Source organism: Burkholderia pseudomultivorans (assembly GCF_001718415.1).
Classification (GTDB): domain Bacteria; phylum Pseudomonadota; class Gammaproteobacteria; order Burkholderiales; family Burkholderiaceae; genus Burkholderia; species Burkholderia pseudomultivorans_A.
Genome location: NZ_CP013377.1, coordinates 1,501,402 through 1,515,986 on the forward strand (window position 1 = coordinate 1,501,402; position 14,585 = coordinate 1,515,986).

Here is a 14,585-nt window from a genome sequence, read left to right on the forward strand (position 1 = left end):
GCGCCGGCATCGGCGCATCAGTAGCCGCCACCTCCCCCCCCTCCGCCACCGCTTCCTCCACCCGAACCGCCGCCGCCGTACCGGCCGACGGCAGGCCCCTGCGACGCGCCGCTGCCGGGCGAGGTGCATCCCGCCTGCAGCAGCAGCGCCAGCGCCGCGATCAGCAGCGCGACGAAGCTTGCCGATTTCATGTCGATCTCCTGTCGATGCGCAGGCCGCCTGTAAGGGACGGTTCAAGCGAACCGGGCGGTTGCGCGATGACAAGACGCTTCGGGACCGCGATTTATTCCATGTTTTTTTCGACTTGCGCGTGCGGGCGCCGCCGTGCGTGACGGTGCGCGATCGCGGGCACGGGGCGGCGACTTGCTACACTGCGCACGCCGCCATTCCGATTCGGACCAGAACAACCATGAGTGCCACCGCCGAGTGCCCGCCGGGCAAGTCGCCGCGTCCGTTCCGCCCCGTGCGGTTCGGCTGCCTGTCGTTCGCCGTCGGCGGCCCGCTCGTCGCCGCCGTCATCTGGCCCGCCGTGATGCTGGTCGCATGGTCGGTGATCGACGGCCCGTCGTGGGACACCGTCGGCATCGTCGCGGCGATGGTGCCGATGGTGCTGTTCGTCTCGTTCGCGTTCGGCTATTTCCTGCCCGCGATGCTGACCGGCGCGATCATGGGCGCGATCGGTACGCGCCTGCGGCGACGCTGGTTCGTGCCGCTCGGGACGATCGTCGGCGGCGGCGCGATGGTCGGCTACGCGCTGCTGCTGATGGTCCTGCTGAAATCCGACCGGATCGGCGGTATCGACGGGATTGCGATCCTCGATGCGATCGTCACGTCGGCCGTGATGTCGCACTGGCTGCATCGGCGGCTGGCGCGCATGACGCCGGAATCCGCCTGATCGTGCTGCCGCGCCCGGCCGGCATGCGATCAACGATAGACGAGATCGGCGCGGCGGTTCTGCGCCCACGAATCCTCGTCGTGGCCGAGCGCGACCGGCTTTTCCTTGCCGAGGCTCACGGCTTCGAGCTGCGACGCGGGCACGCCGAGCGTTTCGAGCGCGCTCATCACGGCCTGCGAGCGGCGTTCGCCGAGCGCGAGGTTGTATTCGGACGTGCCGCGTTCGTCGGTATTGCCCTGGATCAGCACGTGCCGCGCCGGATGGCTGCGCAGGTAGTCGGCATGGGCCTGCAGCAGCGACTGGTAGTCGGGCTTCACCGAGTAGCTGTCGAAGTCGAAATACACGCTGCGCTTCGCGAGCGGGCTGTTCGGGTTGTTGAGATCGTCGGCCGTCACCGTCGCGACCGTCTCGCTCGACGGCGCCGGCGCCATGCCGGCATTCTCGGGCGTCTTTGCCGCGTGATGGCAACCGCCCAGCAGCGCAAGGGCTGCAATGACCGCATACCGGTTCGTTTTGCTCATCGTTTTCTCCTGCGGTTGACTGCGTTGAAAGCGGGGGCATGCCCGTCGCATCGTCCGACGCGGATTCGTAAGCCGACGACACGAGATATGAAAGAGTGTGGCGATCGGCGCGACCGATGACGGTGCCGCTGCAAACAGCTTAGGAAAAATGTCACAACGTGACCAGTTTCTTCGCATTTTTTGCGTCGAACCGGCACTCGCGCCGATGTTTGCGCCGCTCGCGCTCGCGCAGCCTGCCGGAGCGGGCGGTCAGAACTTGTGTCGCATGCCCAGCGCGACGACGACCTGGTTGCTGTTGGCGGAAGGCGTCAGCGTCCAGACCGTCGCGTTGAACGCGGGGTTGCCGTTGCCGCCGCTCACGCTCTGGTACACGCCTTCGAGGTAGACGTCGGTGCGCTTCGAGAACGCGTAGTCGGCCTGTGCGACGACCTGATTCCATTTCGGCCGCGTCTGGCCGGTGCGCGTGTCGAAGCGGCCCATCGTGAAGGTGTACGCGGCGGCCAGCGTGAAGGCGGGGGTGACGAAGTAGCGCCCGTCCACCGTGAAGTTGTCGAACACCAGCGATTCGCCCTTCAGCGGTGCGATGCTGCCGCCCTGCAGCACGCCGGTCACGCCGTCGGTGGTCGAGTGCGACCAGCTCGCGCCGACCGAATGGCGGCCGAACGCGTAGCGCCCGGCGACCGACCAGATCTGCTGGTTGCCGCCCGTGATCGTCGCGGAGCCGTCGACCGTGCTCAGCGCGCCGTTCGGATTCGCCGCGTTGCGGTCGCGGCTGACCTTCAGGTAGCCCGCGCCGAGCTTCAGCGGCCCGTTCGCATACGCGAGCCCGGCGCTCCACGCCGCATTGTTCGAGAACGCGCCGGCCGTGTTCGAGAAGCCGTACATTGCGCCGAGGGTCAGCCCGCGATATGTCGGGCTCGTGTACTTGACTGCGTTGTTGATGCGGATGTTGCGGTTCGAGTCGTCGTTGTCGTACGGGTGGACCGCGAGGTTGCCGCCCCAGCCGGGCCCCGACGCGCCGAGCGGCGTGACGAAATCGAGGATCAGGTCGTACTGGCGGCCGAAGGTCAGCGTGCCGGCCGTCTTCGAGCCGACGCCGACCCACGCCTGCCGGCCGAACAGGTCGACGCCTTTCTGCGACAGCGCGCCGCTGGTGCCCGAGAACCCGTTCTCGAGCGCGAACACGGCGGCCATCCCGCCGCCGAGGTCTTCGCGGCCGCGCAGTCCCCAGCGCGCCGCGTTCAGTGCGCCGCTCGTCATCGCGAACGCGCCGCTGCCCGGCGAGCCCGCGCCGTGCGTGCGCTGGTTGCTCGCATAGGTGAGCGAGGTGTCGATCAGGCCGTACAGCGTCACGCTGCTCTGTGCGTGTGCGACGCCCGGTGCGACGCCGGTCAGGCAAGCGGCAATGACGGTCCCCGCGACGCATGCGCCGCCGTGCTTTTTCATTTGGTAGGAATGCATAGGAGTTTTTGTAGTTTGGCCGGCCCGGTGGGGTGGCCGGCGAATCGAGCGGCCATTATTGGAGATCGCGCGGCCGACGATTAAGGCGCTGCACAGGAAAGGTCTTCTGCGGAATCGAGCAGAATCGCGGGGGAGGAGGGGAGAAGCCGGCCGTCATGCGGCCGGCGGGGACACGCGGCAAAGGGTGTCGCGGCAAGCACGGATCGCCTGCCGTCCGCGACACCGGCCTGCTTTCGGTCAGTGCGGCGCCACCAGGCGCGGATCGATATACGCGTCGACGTCCTGCGACTGCTTGTACACGCCGTTGCGCACGTTGAACGCATTCGCGTTGCGCGTCGAGCCGTAGATCGAATCGAGCCCGTCGCCCTTGCGGAAGGCGCGCTTCGCGGCCGCCTCGTCGAGCAGGTGCGTGCCCTTCAGCAGCGGCAGGTATTGCTCCGGCGCGAGCCCGACGCGTGCGGACATGATCCTGACCGCGTCGGCCTGCGTCTTCGGATCGTTGATGTACGCGACGCAGCGATACCAGACCTTGATCAGCTTCGCCCAGTCCGCGCGGCGCGCGGCGAGGCTCGCGGGCGCGACCGTGATCGCGTCGTAGATCAGACCCGGTGCATCCGCCGACGTGAAGATCGCGCGCGCGCCCGGCGCCCGCTTCAACGCCTCGCCGGCATTCGGCTGCCACGCGGCCACCGCGGCGATGTCGGCCGACGAGCCGAGCACCTGCGGCAACTCGTTGGTTTTCGCATTGACCAGCGTGACGTCGCCGTCCTTCAGGCCGTGCTTCTGCAACGCGGTTTCGAGCAGCAGGTGATCGACGAGGCCGAGTTCGACGCCGACCTTCTTGCCTTTCAGCGCCTCGACGCTGCGCAGCGGCGGCTTCGCGACGATCATGTCGTTGCCGGCGGAATAGTCGGTCAACAGGATCATCACGTTCTTCGCGCCGGACGCGCCCGTCACGAGCGCATCGCCGTTGGTGGCCGCGACCGCGTCGAGCTTGCCCGCGGAGAACGCGTCGAGCGAGGCCGAGTAATCGAACCACTCGAAATCGACGTCGACGCCGGCCTCCTTGAACCAGCCCTTGTCGAGCGCGACCTGGAATGCGACCCAGCCGGGCCAGTCGCTGTAGCCGATCTTCAGCGGCGCGGCCGCGTGCGCGGCGGGCGCCACGAGCAGCGTCGCGGCCGTGGCGGCGGCGCCCAGTGCGTGACGGATGGAATCAAAGGACAGCAGGCGGCGCAGTGCCGGGGCGGGACGGTTCATCGTGTTTCTCCAGGAGACCGGGATCGGGATCGTCGATACGGACCATGCGGGGGCACGGTCCGGCCGCGTGGCCGGTTCCTGCGGATGCGGAACGAACGAAGCGGCCACGGAGAGGCGCGACGGCCGTTGCCATCGCCAATCTCCCGGGCTTTTGTCCCGCCGTGTAGCGCGCGCCTACCCGCTCTCGCGACCGGGTGAACACGTGCCGGGCTGCTCTCGGACCAGACGTTCGATGAACCGGAACCCTAGCATCCCTAAGATGCGACGCCGCCGCACCTCTCGGCGTCATGCCGAGCGAGAACCGTGCCAACGACGTGCGACAAGGGCGGGTCAGCGGCGGCGCGCGGCGCGCTGCAGTTCGATGAAGCGGGCGGAGAACAGCGCGGTCAGCGCGCGCCGGAGCAGGTCGAGCTTGTTCATGAACGGGCCGATCTTGGGTGACGGGGCATCGATCGATGCAATGCCCGTGCCACGGCGGATCATGCCGTGCAAGCGCGCACGGCACGCACTGCAGCGGTGCGGCAACGCGTTCGCCTGGTGCGCGGCACGCCCGCCGCGAGGGCAAATGACCGCTGCCATGTCGCGCCCGCGGCGCGCGCGCCGGCCGCCGCACCGCGCGGGGCGGTCGTTTCGTCGAGGCTGGCACGCAACTCGCTTGATCGTGGCCCGAGAGGTGCGAAGCAATTTGCATCATCTTCAGGATCGCTAGGGTTCCGGTCGTGCGGCGTTCGCGCCGCACGATGGCTGGTCCGAGAGCAATCCGGTCTTGCCTTCGCCTCGCTTCGAGGAAACGGCGAGGCTCCACGGAGGGATAAAAGCCCGGGAGGTCGCGATGTCGTTCGGTCGCCCTCTCACGCCTTTTGTCCAACCGACCACGGAGCCGTCATGTCGCCGAGCCCCCAAGCCGTCCTCGCCCCACCGCCGCACGTCGCGTGGGAAACGCTGATTCCCGCCGGAACCCACTGGTCCGGCATCCTGCGCCGCGGTCTCGCGCTGCGCATCGTCGATGTCGAAGGCGGCGCGAACCTGTCCGCCGTGTTTCATCGCCAGGAAGACCTGCTCGAACGCTACAACATGGCCGATACGCTGAAGGCGCAGCACACCGCGCACCTGACGCGCGGCCATGTGCTCTACACGGACATGGGGCGCGTGATCGCGTCGATCACGGCCGACACGCTCGGCTGGCACGATCCGCTCGGCGGCGTCGGCGATGCACGTCTGTTCGCGCACAAGTACGGCACGACGACTTACCAGGCCGATCGCAACGCGATGATCCGCAACGGCCGCGACAGCCTGGTGCTCGAACTCGCGAAATACGGGCTGTCGGCGCGCGACCTCGTCGCGAACGTCAATTTCTTCAGCAAGCTCCGGACGGCGGATGACGGCACGCTCGATTTCGTGACCGGTCATTCGCCGGCCGGCAGCACCGTCGAGCTGCGCTTCGAGATGAATACGCTCGCGGCATTCTCGACCGCGCCGCATCCGCTCGATCCGCGCGCGGACTATGCGCCGAAGCCGGTGAAGCTGATCGCCTATCGCGCGTATCCGGCGGACGCCGCCGCCCCCGAGGACGATCCGTGCCGCCGCGCGTGCGCGGAGAACGTGCGCGGCTTCGCCAACACCGACCGCCTGTTCGCGTAAGGAGCCGGACCATGCCGATCATCGAAAGCCGACTCGACCCGCGCGACGCGATCCACGACGTCACGCTCAACGCAGGCGAACCGTGGCTGCACGACCTGAAGCGCGGACAGGTATTCCGGATCCTCGACCTCGAAGGCAACCAGGCCGTCGATACGCTGTTCTACCGGTCCGACGACCCCGAGGAGCGCTACAGCGCACAGGACACCATCCGCGCGCAGCGCAACCTGTATCTGAGCGCCGGCAGCGTGCTGCTGTCGAGCCGGGGCAACGCGATGGCGACGATCGTCGCCGACACCTGCGGCCGCCACGACACGCTCGGCGGCGCGTGCGCGGCCGAGAGCAACACGGTGCGCTATGCGCTCGACAAACGTCACATGCACAACTGCCGCGACAGCTTCCTTAATGCGATTACGCACTGCACATGCGGTGCGGGCGCGCGGCTCACCAAGCGCGACCTCGTCGGCAACGTCAACTTCTTCATGAACGTGCCCGTCACGCCGGCCGGCAGGCTGACGTTCGAGGACGGCATCTCCGCGCCCGGCAAGTACGTCGAGATGCGTGCGGAAATGGACGTCACCGTGCTGATCTCGAACTGCCCGCAGCTGAACAACCCGTGCAACGGCTACAACCCGACGCCCGTGCGTCTGACGATCTGGGAGGCGGCATGAACGAGCGCCTGGCATTGCGCGTTACGCCCGTCGCGGCGATCCGGCGGGAGGCCCCATGAGATTCGCCAAAGTCCTCGTCGCGAACCGCGGCGAAATCGCGTGCCGCGTGATTCGCACGCTGAAGCGGCTCGGCATTGCGTCGGTCGCGATCTACTCGGATGCCGATCGCGATGCGCGCCACGTGACGCTCGCCGACGAAGCCGTGCGGGTCGGCGCCGCGCCGGCGGCCGACAGCTACCTGAACGTCGCGGCGATCCTGGCCGCCGCGCGCGCGACCGGTGCGCAGGCCGTGCATCCCGGCTACGGCTTCCTGTCCGAGCATGCCGGCTTCGCCGATGCCTGCGAAGCGGCGGGCCTGCGCTTCATCGGGCCGCGCGGCGACCAGATGCGCGCGTTCGGCCTCAAGCACACCGCACGCGCGCTCGCGGCCGCACAGGGCGTCGCGCTGCTGCCGGGCACGGGCCTGCTCGACGACGTCGAGACCGCGCTCGCCGAAGCCGCTGCGGTCGGCTATCCGGTGATGCTGAAAAGCACGGCCGGCGGCGGCGGGATCGGCATGTCGCTGTGTCGCGACGCCGCGCAGCTCGAGGCGGCCTTCGAGTCCGTCGTGCGGCTCGGCAACGCGAACTTCGCGCATGCCGGCGTGTATCTGGAGAAATTCGTCGAACACGCGCGGCATATCGAAGTGCAGATCTTCGGCGACGGCCGCGGCAACGCGATCGCGCTCGGCGAACGCGATTGCTCGGTGCAGCGCCGCAACCAGAAGGTGATCGAGGAAACGCCTGCGCCGGACCTCACCGACGCCGAGCGCGACGCGCTGCATGCGAGCGCGGTGCGGCTGGCCCGCGCGGTCGGCTACGCGTCGGCCGGCACGGTCGAATTCGTGTTCGACGCGAGCACGCGGCAGTTCTATTTCCTCGAAGTCAACACGCGGCTGCAGGTCGAACATGGCGTGACCGAAGCGGTCACCGGCATCGATCTCGTGGAATGGATGATCCTGCAGGCCGAAGGCGACCTGCCGCCGCTCGACACGCTCGCCGTTGCGCCGCGCGGCGCGAGCATCCAGGTGCGGCTCTATGCGGAGGATCCGCACAAGCAGTTCCTGCCGAGCGCGGGCGTGCTCACGCACGTCGCCTTTCCGGACGACGTGCGCGTCGACGGCTGGATCGAGGCGGGCACCGAAGTCAGCGCGCATTACGACCCGCTGCTCGCGAAGCTGATCGTGCGCGGCGATACGCGGCGCGAGGCGCTGGCCGCGCTGCAGGCCGCGCTGGCGCGGACCGAGCTGTACGGGATCGAGACCAATCTCGACTACCTGCGCGCGATTGCCGGCTCGGACACCTTCGCGCGCGGCGCGCCGACGACGGCGTTCCTGTCGCGCTTCGCGTTTGCGCCGCACACGATCGACGTGCTCGACGGCGGCGTGCAGACCACCGTGCAGCAGGCGCCCGGGCGGGTCGGCTACTGGAGCGTCGGCGTGCCGCCGTCCGGTCCGATGGACGATCGGGCGTTCGACCTGGCGAACGCGCTGCTCGGCAATGCGCGCGACGCGGCCGGGCTGGAATTCACGATGGTCGGCGCGACGCTGCGCTTCAACACCGCGACGCTGTTCGTGCTCGGCGGCGCGCCGCTCGCGGCCACGCTCGACGGCGAGCCCGCACCGTTCTGGCAGGTGCTGCGTGCACGGCCGGGGGCGGTGCTGAAGCTCGGCGGCGTGACGGGCGCGGGCGTGCGTGCGTGCCTGGCCGTGAAAGGCGGACTGCAGGTGCCCGACTATCTCGGCAGCAAGGCGACCTTCACGCTCGGCCAGTTCGGCGGCCACGCCGGGCGCGCGCTGCGCAAGGGCGACGTGTTGCACCTGCACGCGGACGCGGGGCGCGGCGACGCCGGCGCGACGCTGGCCGCCGCCGACGTCCCCGTATTGACGCACGCGTGGACGCTCGGCGTGCTGGACGGCCCGCACGGCGCGCCGGACTTCTTCACGCCGGACGACATCGCGATGCTCTACGGCACGCAGTGGACAGTCCACTACAACTCGAGCCGGACCGGCGTCCGGCTGCTCGGCCCGAAGCCGCAATGGGCGCGCGCGGACGGCGGCGAGGCCGGCCTGCATCCGTCGAACATCCACGACAATGCGTATGCGATCGGCGCGGTCGATTTCACCGGCGACATGCCCGTGATCCTCGGCCCGGATGGCCCCAGCCTCGGCGGCTTCGTGTGCCCGGTGACGGTCGTGCGCGACGAACTGTGGAAGCTCGGCCAGTTGCGCCCGGGCGATACCGTTCAGTTCGTCCGCGCCCGCGTGCCGGCCGCCCCTCATGCCGCCCCGGCCGGCGCGCCGGACGATTGCGTGCTGCATCGCGACCCATCCGCCGGCGGCGGCATCGGCGTCGTCTACCGGCGCTCGGGCGATCGCAACGTGCTGGTCGAATACGGGCCGCCGATGCTCGACCTGAACCTGCGCTTTCGCGTGCATGCGCTGATGTGCTGGCTCGACGCCCACCGGCTGCCCGGCATGCTCGACCTGACGCCGGGAATCCGTTCGCTGCAGGTCCAGTTCGACGCGCGGACGCTGCCGCTCGCGACGCTGCTCGCGCATCTGCAGGCCGCCGAGCGCGAACTGCCCGACGTGGCCGACATGCGCGTGCCGAACCGCATCGTGCACTTGCCGCTGTCGTGGGACGACCCGTCGACGCGCGTCGCGATCGAGCGCTACATGCAGTCGGTGCGGCCCGATGCGCCGTGGTGCCCGAGCAATATCGAGTTCATCCGGCGCATCAACGGGCTGGCGAGCATCGACGACGTGAAGCGCATCGTGTTCGACGCGCGCTATCTGGTGATGGGGCTCGGCGACGTCTATCTCGGCGCGCCGGTGGCCACGCCGATCGATCCGCGGCACCGGCTCGTGACGACCAAGTACAACCCCGCGCGCACCTGGACGCCAGAGAACGCGGTCGGCATCGGCGGCGCGTATCTGTGCGTGTATGGGATGGAAGGGCCGGGCGGCTACCAGTTCGTCGGCCGTACCGTCCAGATGTGGAACCGCCACCGCACCACGCGCGAATTCGAAGCCGGCAAGCCGTGGCTGCTGCGCTTCTTCGACGAGATCCGCTTCTACGAAGTCAGCGAGGCCGAGCTGACCGCACTGCGCGCGGATTTCGTCGCGGGCCGTGCGGCGCTGAAGATCGAGGATTCCGTGTTCGACCTGGGCGCGTACAACCGCTTCCTGCGCGACGAGGCGGATTCGATCGCCGCGTTCAAGGCCACGCAGCAAGGCGCGTTCGAAGCCGAGCGCGAACGCTGGCGGGCGGCCGGGCACGCGGAATACGTCGGCGAGCCGGAGCAGGGCGACGCGCAGGCGGCGCGCGGGGCGGGCACGCTCGACGAGACGCAGCGCGCGATTGCCGCGGACGTGTCGGGCAGCCTGTGGAAGGTGCTGGTCGAACCCGGCGAGCGCGTGACCGAAGGGCAGGTCGTCGCGATCGTCGAATCGATGAAGATGGAGGTGGCGGTGACGGCAACGGAAGACGGCATGATCGAGACGATCGATTGCGCGCCGGGTGCGCCGGTGGTGGCCGGCCAGCGGCTGATGGTGCTGAAGGCGGGCGCCGCCGAGGAGGTCGCATGAGCACGACGCCACGTTCGCTGCTGCCGGAGCTGCGCTCGATCGCCGCGCTGCGGGCGCGCTACGAGGCCGGCGACCTGACGCCGCACGCGCTCGTCGACGCGATCGCCGCGCATTTCGACGCCGGCGATCCGCATCACGCGTGGATCCGGCCGCTGACGCACGCCGAGATGGCCGCCTATGCCGATGCGCTGGCCGGGCGCGACCTCGCGTCGTTGCCGCTTTACGGCGTGCCGTTCGCGATCAAGGACAACATCGACCTGGCCGGCATTCCGACCACGGCGGCCTGTCCGGCCTATGCATACACGCCGGCACGCAGCGCGCCGGTCGTCGAGCGGCTGATCGCGGCCGGCGCGATTCCCGTCGGCAAGACCAATCTCGACCAGTTCGCGACCGGCTTGTCGGGGCAGCGCTCGCCGTACGGCGCGTGCCGCAATGCGCTCGATCCGCGCTATGCATCGGGCGGATCGAGTTCCGGGTCGGCGGTGGCCGTCGCGCTCGGCGTCGCGACGTTCTCGCTGGGCACCGACACGGCCGGTTCCGGGCGCGTGCCGGCCGCCTTCCACGGGCTCGTCGGGCTCAAGCCGACCCGCGGCGTGCTGAGTACGCTCGGCGTCGTGCCGGCCTGCCGGTCGCTCGATTGCGTGTCGGTGTTCGCGCATTCGCCGGCCGACGCACGGTCGGTGTTCGCCGCCGCGCAGGGCGTGACCGAAGGCGATCCGTACGGCCGCGCGTGGCAGCCGCTGCTGGGCGCCGACGGACTGCGCGCGCAGCCGGCGCGGGCGCTCGGGCAGTCGCGCTTCGGCGTGCCGCGTGCCGATCAGCTCGAGTTCTTCGGCGACGCATCGTACCGCGCCGCATGGGATGCGGCGCTCGTCCGCCTGCGGGCGACCGGCGCGCGGATCGTCGAGATCGATTTCAGCCCGTTCCTGGCCGTCGCGCGGCTGCTCTACGAGGGCCCGTGGGTCGCCGAGCGGCTGGCCGCGCTCGGCGCATTCGCGGCGCGCGAACCCGATGCGCTGCATCCGGTGATTCGCACGATCGTCGGCGGCGCCGCGCGCTTCAGCGCGGCCGACGCGTTCGCCGCGTTCGACCGGCTCGCGACGCTGCGCGTCGAGGCTGCCCGCGCCTGGGACGGGCTCGACGCGATCGTGATGCCGACCTCGGCAACGACCGCGACCGTCGACGCGCTCGAAGCCGATCCGATCGGCGTCAATTCGCGCTTCGGCTACTACACGAACTTCGTCAACCTGCTCGACCTGTCGGCGATCGGGGTGCCGGCCGGCTGCTGCGATACCGGGCCGCATGCGGGGCTGCCGTTCGGCATCACGTTCGTCGGCCGTGCGCACGACGACGCGCGGCTGCTCGATCTGGCACAGGCATGGGGCGACGGGGATCCGGCTGCCGACGCTGCGCGGGCGTCGAACGGCGCGGCGCCTGACGCCGGCGCGGGCGTCGTGCGCGTGGCCGTCGTCGGCGCGCATCTGCGCGGCGAGCCGTTGAACGGGCAGCTCACGCAGCGCGGTGCGCGCTTCGTCGCCGCGACGACGACCGCGCCGGCCTATCGTCTCTACGCGCTGTCGGACGCGGCCTCCGCGGGCGGCGTCGCCAGGCCGGGGCTCGTCCGCGTGGCGGACGGCGGCGCGCCGATCGCGGTCGAGGTCTGGGAGATGCCGGTCGCTGCGTACGGCAGTTTCGTCGCGGGCATCGCGGCGCCGCTCGGCATCGGCACGCTGACGCTCGCGGACGGCGCGCGCGTGCAGGGCTTCCTGTGCGAAAGCGCGGCGCTCGACGAGGCGACGGACATCACGCGTTTCGGCGGCTGGCGGGCTTACCGCGCCCGCGCCGCGAGCGACGCGTTGCAATGAACGCCCGGCCGCGCGATGCCACGGGCGTCGCGCGGTCGGCACCCGAAACGAACCGGAGATTCCCATGTCAACGACCCGCAACACGACCGGATGGCTGGCCGTGCGCCGCGAACTGACGACACGCGGCAAATGGACGCTCGGCCTCGCGTCCTTCCTGCTGCCGTTTGCCGCCTGGTGCCTGATCAGCTATGTGCCGTTCGTCTGGCATCCGCAGATGCGCATCACGAATCCGGGAAGCGTCGATTATTTCCAGACCGGCATGCAGATCGACCGCGAGGTGTTCGACGACGAGCTCGCGCATGCGCGCGCGACGCATGCAGCCGTGCCGGAAGGCGTGCGCGCGAATCCGGTCTACCTGCCCGCGCCGCACCAGGTGCTGCGCGCGTTCTATACCGCATTCACGACGCCGCCCGCGTCGCGCGACGGCGTATGGCTGCACGAGAGCCTGTGGCACAGCATCCGGATCATCTTCTGGGGCTTCGTGATCTCGTCCGCGATCGGCGTGCCGCTCGGCATCGTCTGCGGCACCTTCAGTGCGCTCGCGCGGCTGCAGGAGCCGTTCCTGGAATTCTTCCGCTATCTGCCCGCGCCCGCGTTCGGCGCGCTGATGGTCGCGATCCTCGGCATCTACGACGCGCCGAAGATCGCGATCATCGTGATCGGGACGCTGTTCCAGCAGGTGCTGATCATCGCGAACACGACGCGCAAGCTCGAATACGGGCTGTTCGAGGCCGCGATGACGCTCGGCACGAAGAAGCTCAAGCTGCTCACGCACGTCGTGATTCCCGGCGTGCTGCCCGACCTGTATCGCGACCAGCGGATCCTGCTCGGCTGGGCTTGGACCTACCTGATCGTTGCCGAACTCGTCGGCACGAGCTCGGGCATCACCTGGTACATCAGCCAGCAGGCGCGCTACCAGCATTTCGACAACGTGTACGCGGCGATCCTGATGATCGGCATCATCGGCCTCGGCACCGACATCGTGCTCGGGCTGCTCGGCCGCAGGCTGTTTCCGTGGGATCGCACGCTGAAAGCATGACGCCCGTCGACTCATATCCCGCATCCCAGATCCATCGACCGATTTCCGAAGAGGGCATCATGCAGAATCCGCAAGCCGTTCCCGACTACCTGATTCAGTCCGACGCGGTGCGCGAGCGCTTCGAACGGCTGAAGGCCCGCGACGTGATCCTCGACGTGCGCCATGTCGGCAAGCGTTTCGCGACGCCGCAAGGCGAGTGCGTCGCGCTCGACGACATCAGCTTCCGCACGCACCGGCGCGAATTCGTGTGCGTGATCGGCCCGTCCGGTTGCGGCAAGTCGACGCTGATCCGCATCCTGGCCGGGCTCGATGCGCAGACGAGCGGCGAAGTGCTGCTGGACGGCAAACCCGTGCAGGGCCCCGGCGCCGACCGCGGGATGGTGTTCCAGGGCTATACGCTGTTTCCGTGGCTCACCGTGAAGAAGAACGTGATGTTCGGTCTCCGGATGAACGGCAGCAGCAGCAGCGAGGCCGAGCGTGAAGCGCTGCAGTGGCTCGATCTGGTCGGGCTCGCGCGTTTCGCCGACGTGTATCCGCACCAGCTGTCGGGCGGGATGAAGCAGCGCGTGGCGATCGCCCGCGCGCTCGCGAACCGTCCGCGCATCCTGCTGATGGACGAGCCGTTCGGCGCGCTCGACGCGCAGACGCGCGCACGGATGCAGACGCACCTGCTCGACATCTGGCGCAACATCGACGTGACGATTCTGTTCATCACGCACGATCTCGACGAGGCGATTTTCCTGGCGGACCGGATCCTCGTGCTGAAGGCGAATCCGGGAGCGGTGCAGGAACTGATCGAGGTGCCGGTGCCGCGGCCGCGCGATTATTCGCAGGTCAATTCGCCGGCGTTCATCGCGACCAAGGCGCGGCTCGAGGCGCTGATTCATCCGAAGGAGGTCGCGCTCGCCGACGACGACGGCGTGCGGCCGCACATGATCCGGATGACGGACGTGTCGGACAACGTCGAGTAGGCCGTGCAGGGCAGCCCGCTGCAGGCCTAGCCGCGGGCGAGCGCCCGTGCCGCCGCGACGTCGCCGCGTCGATACGCGGCGCGCACGGCTGCCGCCGTAGCGGCCAGGACGTCCGCTGGCGGCTGCCTGCGCAGGCGCACGGCCACGCGCGGCAGCGACGCGAGCTGACGCCGAAGGTCGACGATCAGCCGTGCGCAGCCGGATCGCGCGGACGACGCGTCCGGGTGTACGGCGGCATCGGCCAGCCCGGCCGCCCACTCGACGCCGCGATGGCGCCTGACCTTGTCGAGATGCGGCAGATGGCGCGCGTCGCCCGACAACGCGACCAGCAGCGCGGCCCAGTGCGCGCCGCGCCATCCGCCGGGATTCGGATCCTGTGTCAGGTCGTCCAGCAGCGCATCGTCCAGCGCGCACAGGCTTTGATGGCACAGATAGTGGAAGTCGAGCGGTTCGTAGCGGACGTGCGGATAGTCGCGCAGCACGTGTGCGAGCTCGTCGCCGGCCGCGACGACGGCGTGCAGGAACGACTCGGCCGGCGCGGGACGGTTCAGCCGGAGCGTCGGCACGCCGGAAAACAGGCGGTAGAGATCGTCGGGATGGTAGTGCATGCGATGGGCGTTCGTCGCGCGGGCTGAC

At 69.4% G+C, this 14,585-nt stretch carries 13 protein-coding genes and 2 riboswitches; of the genes, 7 read left to right on the plus strand and 6 right to left on the minus strand.

The window, feature by feature from the left end; all coding sequences use genetic code 11:
• Positions 1-17: 17 nt before the first annotated feature.
• The gene (locus tag WS57_RS37560) at positions 18-191 is read right to left on the minus strand and encodes a hypothetical protein (protein WP_009694004.1); all 174 of its coding nucleotides are present in this window, start codon (positions 189-191) and stop codon (positions 18-20) included.
• 218 nt (positions 192-409) lie between these two features.
• Here WS57_RS37560 and WS57_RS06385 point away from each other — a divergent pair, with 218 nt between their 5' ends.
• On the plus strand, positions 410-895 hold the full coding sequence (locus WS57_RS06385; protein ID WP_009694005.1) for a hypothetical protein: 486 nt from the start codon (positions 410-412) through the stop codon (positions 893-895).
• Between the two features lie 29 nt (positions 896-924).
• On the opposite strand, the gene pal is transcribed toward WS57_RS06385, so the two are convergent.
• The 4 genes from pal to WS57_RS37825 form a co-directional block, all read right to left on the minus strand.
• Positions 925-1,416 (minus strand): peptidoglycan-associated lipoprotein Pal, encoded by a 492-nt coding sequence (gene pal, locus WS57_RS06390; RefSeq protein WP_009694006.1) that lies wholly within the window; start codon positions 1,414-1,416, stop codon positions 925-927.
• A 249-nt stretch (positions 1,417-1,665) separates the two neighbouring features.
• Positions 1,666-2,877: a porin gene (locus WS57_RS06395; protein WP_059605751.1), complete on the minus strand. Its 1,212-nt coding sequence runs from the start codon at positions 2,875-2,877 to the stop codon at positions 1,666-1,668.
• Positions 2,878-3,114: 237 nt separating this feature from the next.
• On the minus strand, positions 3,115-4,137 hold the full coding sequence (locus tag WS57_RS06400) for an ABC transporter substrate-binding protein (RefSeq protein ID WP_059517106.1): 1,023 nt from the start codon (positions 4,135-4,137) through the stop codon (positions 3,115-3,117).
• A 138-nt stretch (positions 4,138-4,275) separates the two neighbouring features.
• A riboswitch (guanidine-I (ykkC/yxkD leader) is annotated at positions 4,276-4,397 on the minus strand.
• A gap of 70 nt (positions 4,398-4,467) precedes the next feature.
• Positions 4,468-4,629 (minus strand): hypothetical protein, encoded by a 162-nt coding sequence (locus tag WS57_RS37825; protein ID WP_208610290.1) that lies wholly within the window; start codon positions 4,627-4,629, stop codon positions 4,468-4,470.
• Between the two features lie 202 nt (positions 4,630-4,831).
• Positions 4,832-4,965: riboswitch (guanidine-I (ykkC/yxkD leader) on the plus strand.
• A gap of 57 nt (positions 4,966-5,022) precedes the next feature.
• Between WS57_RS37825 and WS57_RS06405 the strand changes: the two genes are divergently transcribed.
• The 6 genes from WS57_RS06405 (at position 5,023) to WS57_RS06430 (ending at position 13,949) form a co-directional block, all read left to right on the plus strand.
• On the plus strand, positions 5,023-5,778 hold the full coding sequence (locus WS57_RS06405) for an urea amidolyase associated protein UAAP1 (RefSeq protein ID WP_009694011.1): 756 nt from the start codon (positions 5,023-5,025) through the stop codon (positions 5,776-5,778).
• Positions 5,779-5,789: 11 nt separating this feature from the next.
• Positions 5,790-6,446: an urea amidolyase associated protein UAAP2 gene (locus WS57_RS06410; RefSeq protein WP_059517103.1), complete on the plus strand. Its 657-nt coding sequence runs from the start codon at positions 5,790-5,792 to the stop codon at positions 6,444-6,446.
• A 55-nt stretch (positions 6,447-6,501) separates the two neighbouring features.
• Positions 6,502-10,074, plus strand: coding sequence for an urea carboxylase (uca, locus tag WS57_RS06415; protein ID WP_069243908.1), 3,573 nt, complete (start codon positions 6,502-6,504; stop codon positions 10,072-10,074).
• Entirely contained in the window at positions 10,071-11,939 is a 1,869-nt protein-coding gene (atzF, locus tag WS57_RS06420) for an allophanate hydrolase (protein WP_069243909.1), read from the plus strand. Before uca ends, atzF begins: the two co-directional genes overlap by 4 nt.
• 64 nt (positions 11,940-12,003) lie before the next feature.
• Entirely contained in the window at positions 12,004-12,978 is a 975-nt protein-coding gene (locus tag WS57_RS06425) for an ABC transporter permease (RefSeq protein ID WP_069243910.1), read from the plus strand.
• A gap of 59 nt (positions 12,979-13,037) precedes the next feature.
• A complete protein-coding gene (locus WS57_RS06430) occupies positions 13,038-13,949 on the plus strand; it encodes an ABC transporter ATP-binding protein (RefSeq protein ID WP_069244347.1) in 912 nt (303 codons plus the stop codon).
• A 26-nt stretch (positions 13,950-13,975) separates the two neighbouring features.
• Here the strand turns inward: WS57_RS06430 and WS57_RS06435 are convergent, their stop codons facing one another.
• Entirely contained in the window at positions 13,976-14,557 is a 582-nt protein-coding gene (locus WS57_RS06435; RefSeq protein WP_059517096.1) for a hypothetical protein, read from the minus strand.
• Between the last annotated feature and the right edge of the window lie 28 nt (positions 14,558-14,585).

Coding starts and splice junctions, on each gene's coding strand:
- WS57_RS37560 (WP_009694004.1), bottom strand. CDS start 191: ATGAAATCGGCAAGCTTCGTCGCGCTGCTGATCGCGGCGCTGGCGCTG.
- WS57_RS06385 (WP_009694005.1), top strand. CDS start 410: ATGAGTGCCACCGCCGAGTGCCCGCCGGGCAAGTCGCCGCGTCCGTTC.
- pal (WP_009694006.1), bottom strand. CDS start 1,416: ATGAGCAAAACGAACCGGTATGCGGTCATTGCAGCCCTTGCGCTGCTG.
- WS57_RS06395 (WP_059605751.1), bottom strand. CDS start 2,877: ATGCATTCCTACCAAATGAAAAAGCACGGCGGCGCATGCGTCGCGGGG.
- WS57_RS06400 (WP_059517106.1), bottom strand. CDS start 4,137: ATGAACCGTCCCGCCCCGGCACTGCGCCGCCTGCTGTCCTTTGATTCC.
- WS57_RS06405 (WP_009694011.1), top strand. CDS start 5,023: ATGTCGCCGAGCCCCCAAGCCGTCCTCGCCCCACCGCCGCACGTCGCG.
- WS57_RS06410 (WP_059517103.1), top strand. CDS start 5,790: ATGCCGATCATCGAAAGCCGACTCGACCCGCGCGACGCGATCCACGAC.
- uca (WP_069243908.1), top strand. CDS start 6,502: ATGAGATTCGCCAAAGTCCTCGTCGCGAACCGCGGCGAAATCGCGTGC.
- atzF (WP_069243909.1), top strand. CDS start 10,071: ATGAGCACGACGCCACGTTCGCTGCTGCCGGAGCTGCGCTCGATCGCC.
- WS57_RS06425 (WP_069243910.1), top strand. CDS start 12,004: ATGTCAACGACCCGCAACACGACCGGATGGCTGGCCGTGCGCCGCGAA.
- WS57_RS06430 (WP_069244347.1), top strand. CDS start 13,038: ATGCAGAATCCGCAAGCCGTTCCCGACTACCTGATTCAGTCCGACGCG.
- WS57_RS06435 (WP_059517096.1), bottom strand. CDS start 14,557: ATGCACTACCATCCCGACGATCTCTACCGCCTGTTTTCCGGCGTGCCG.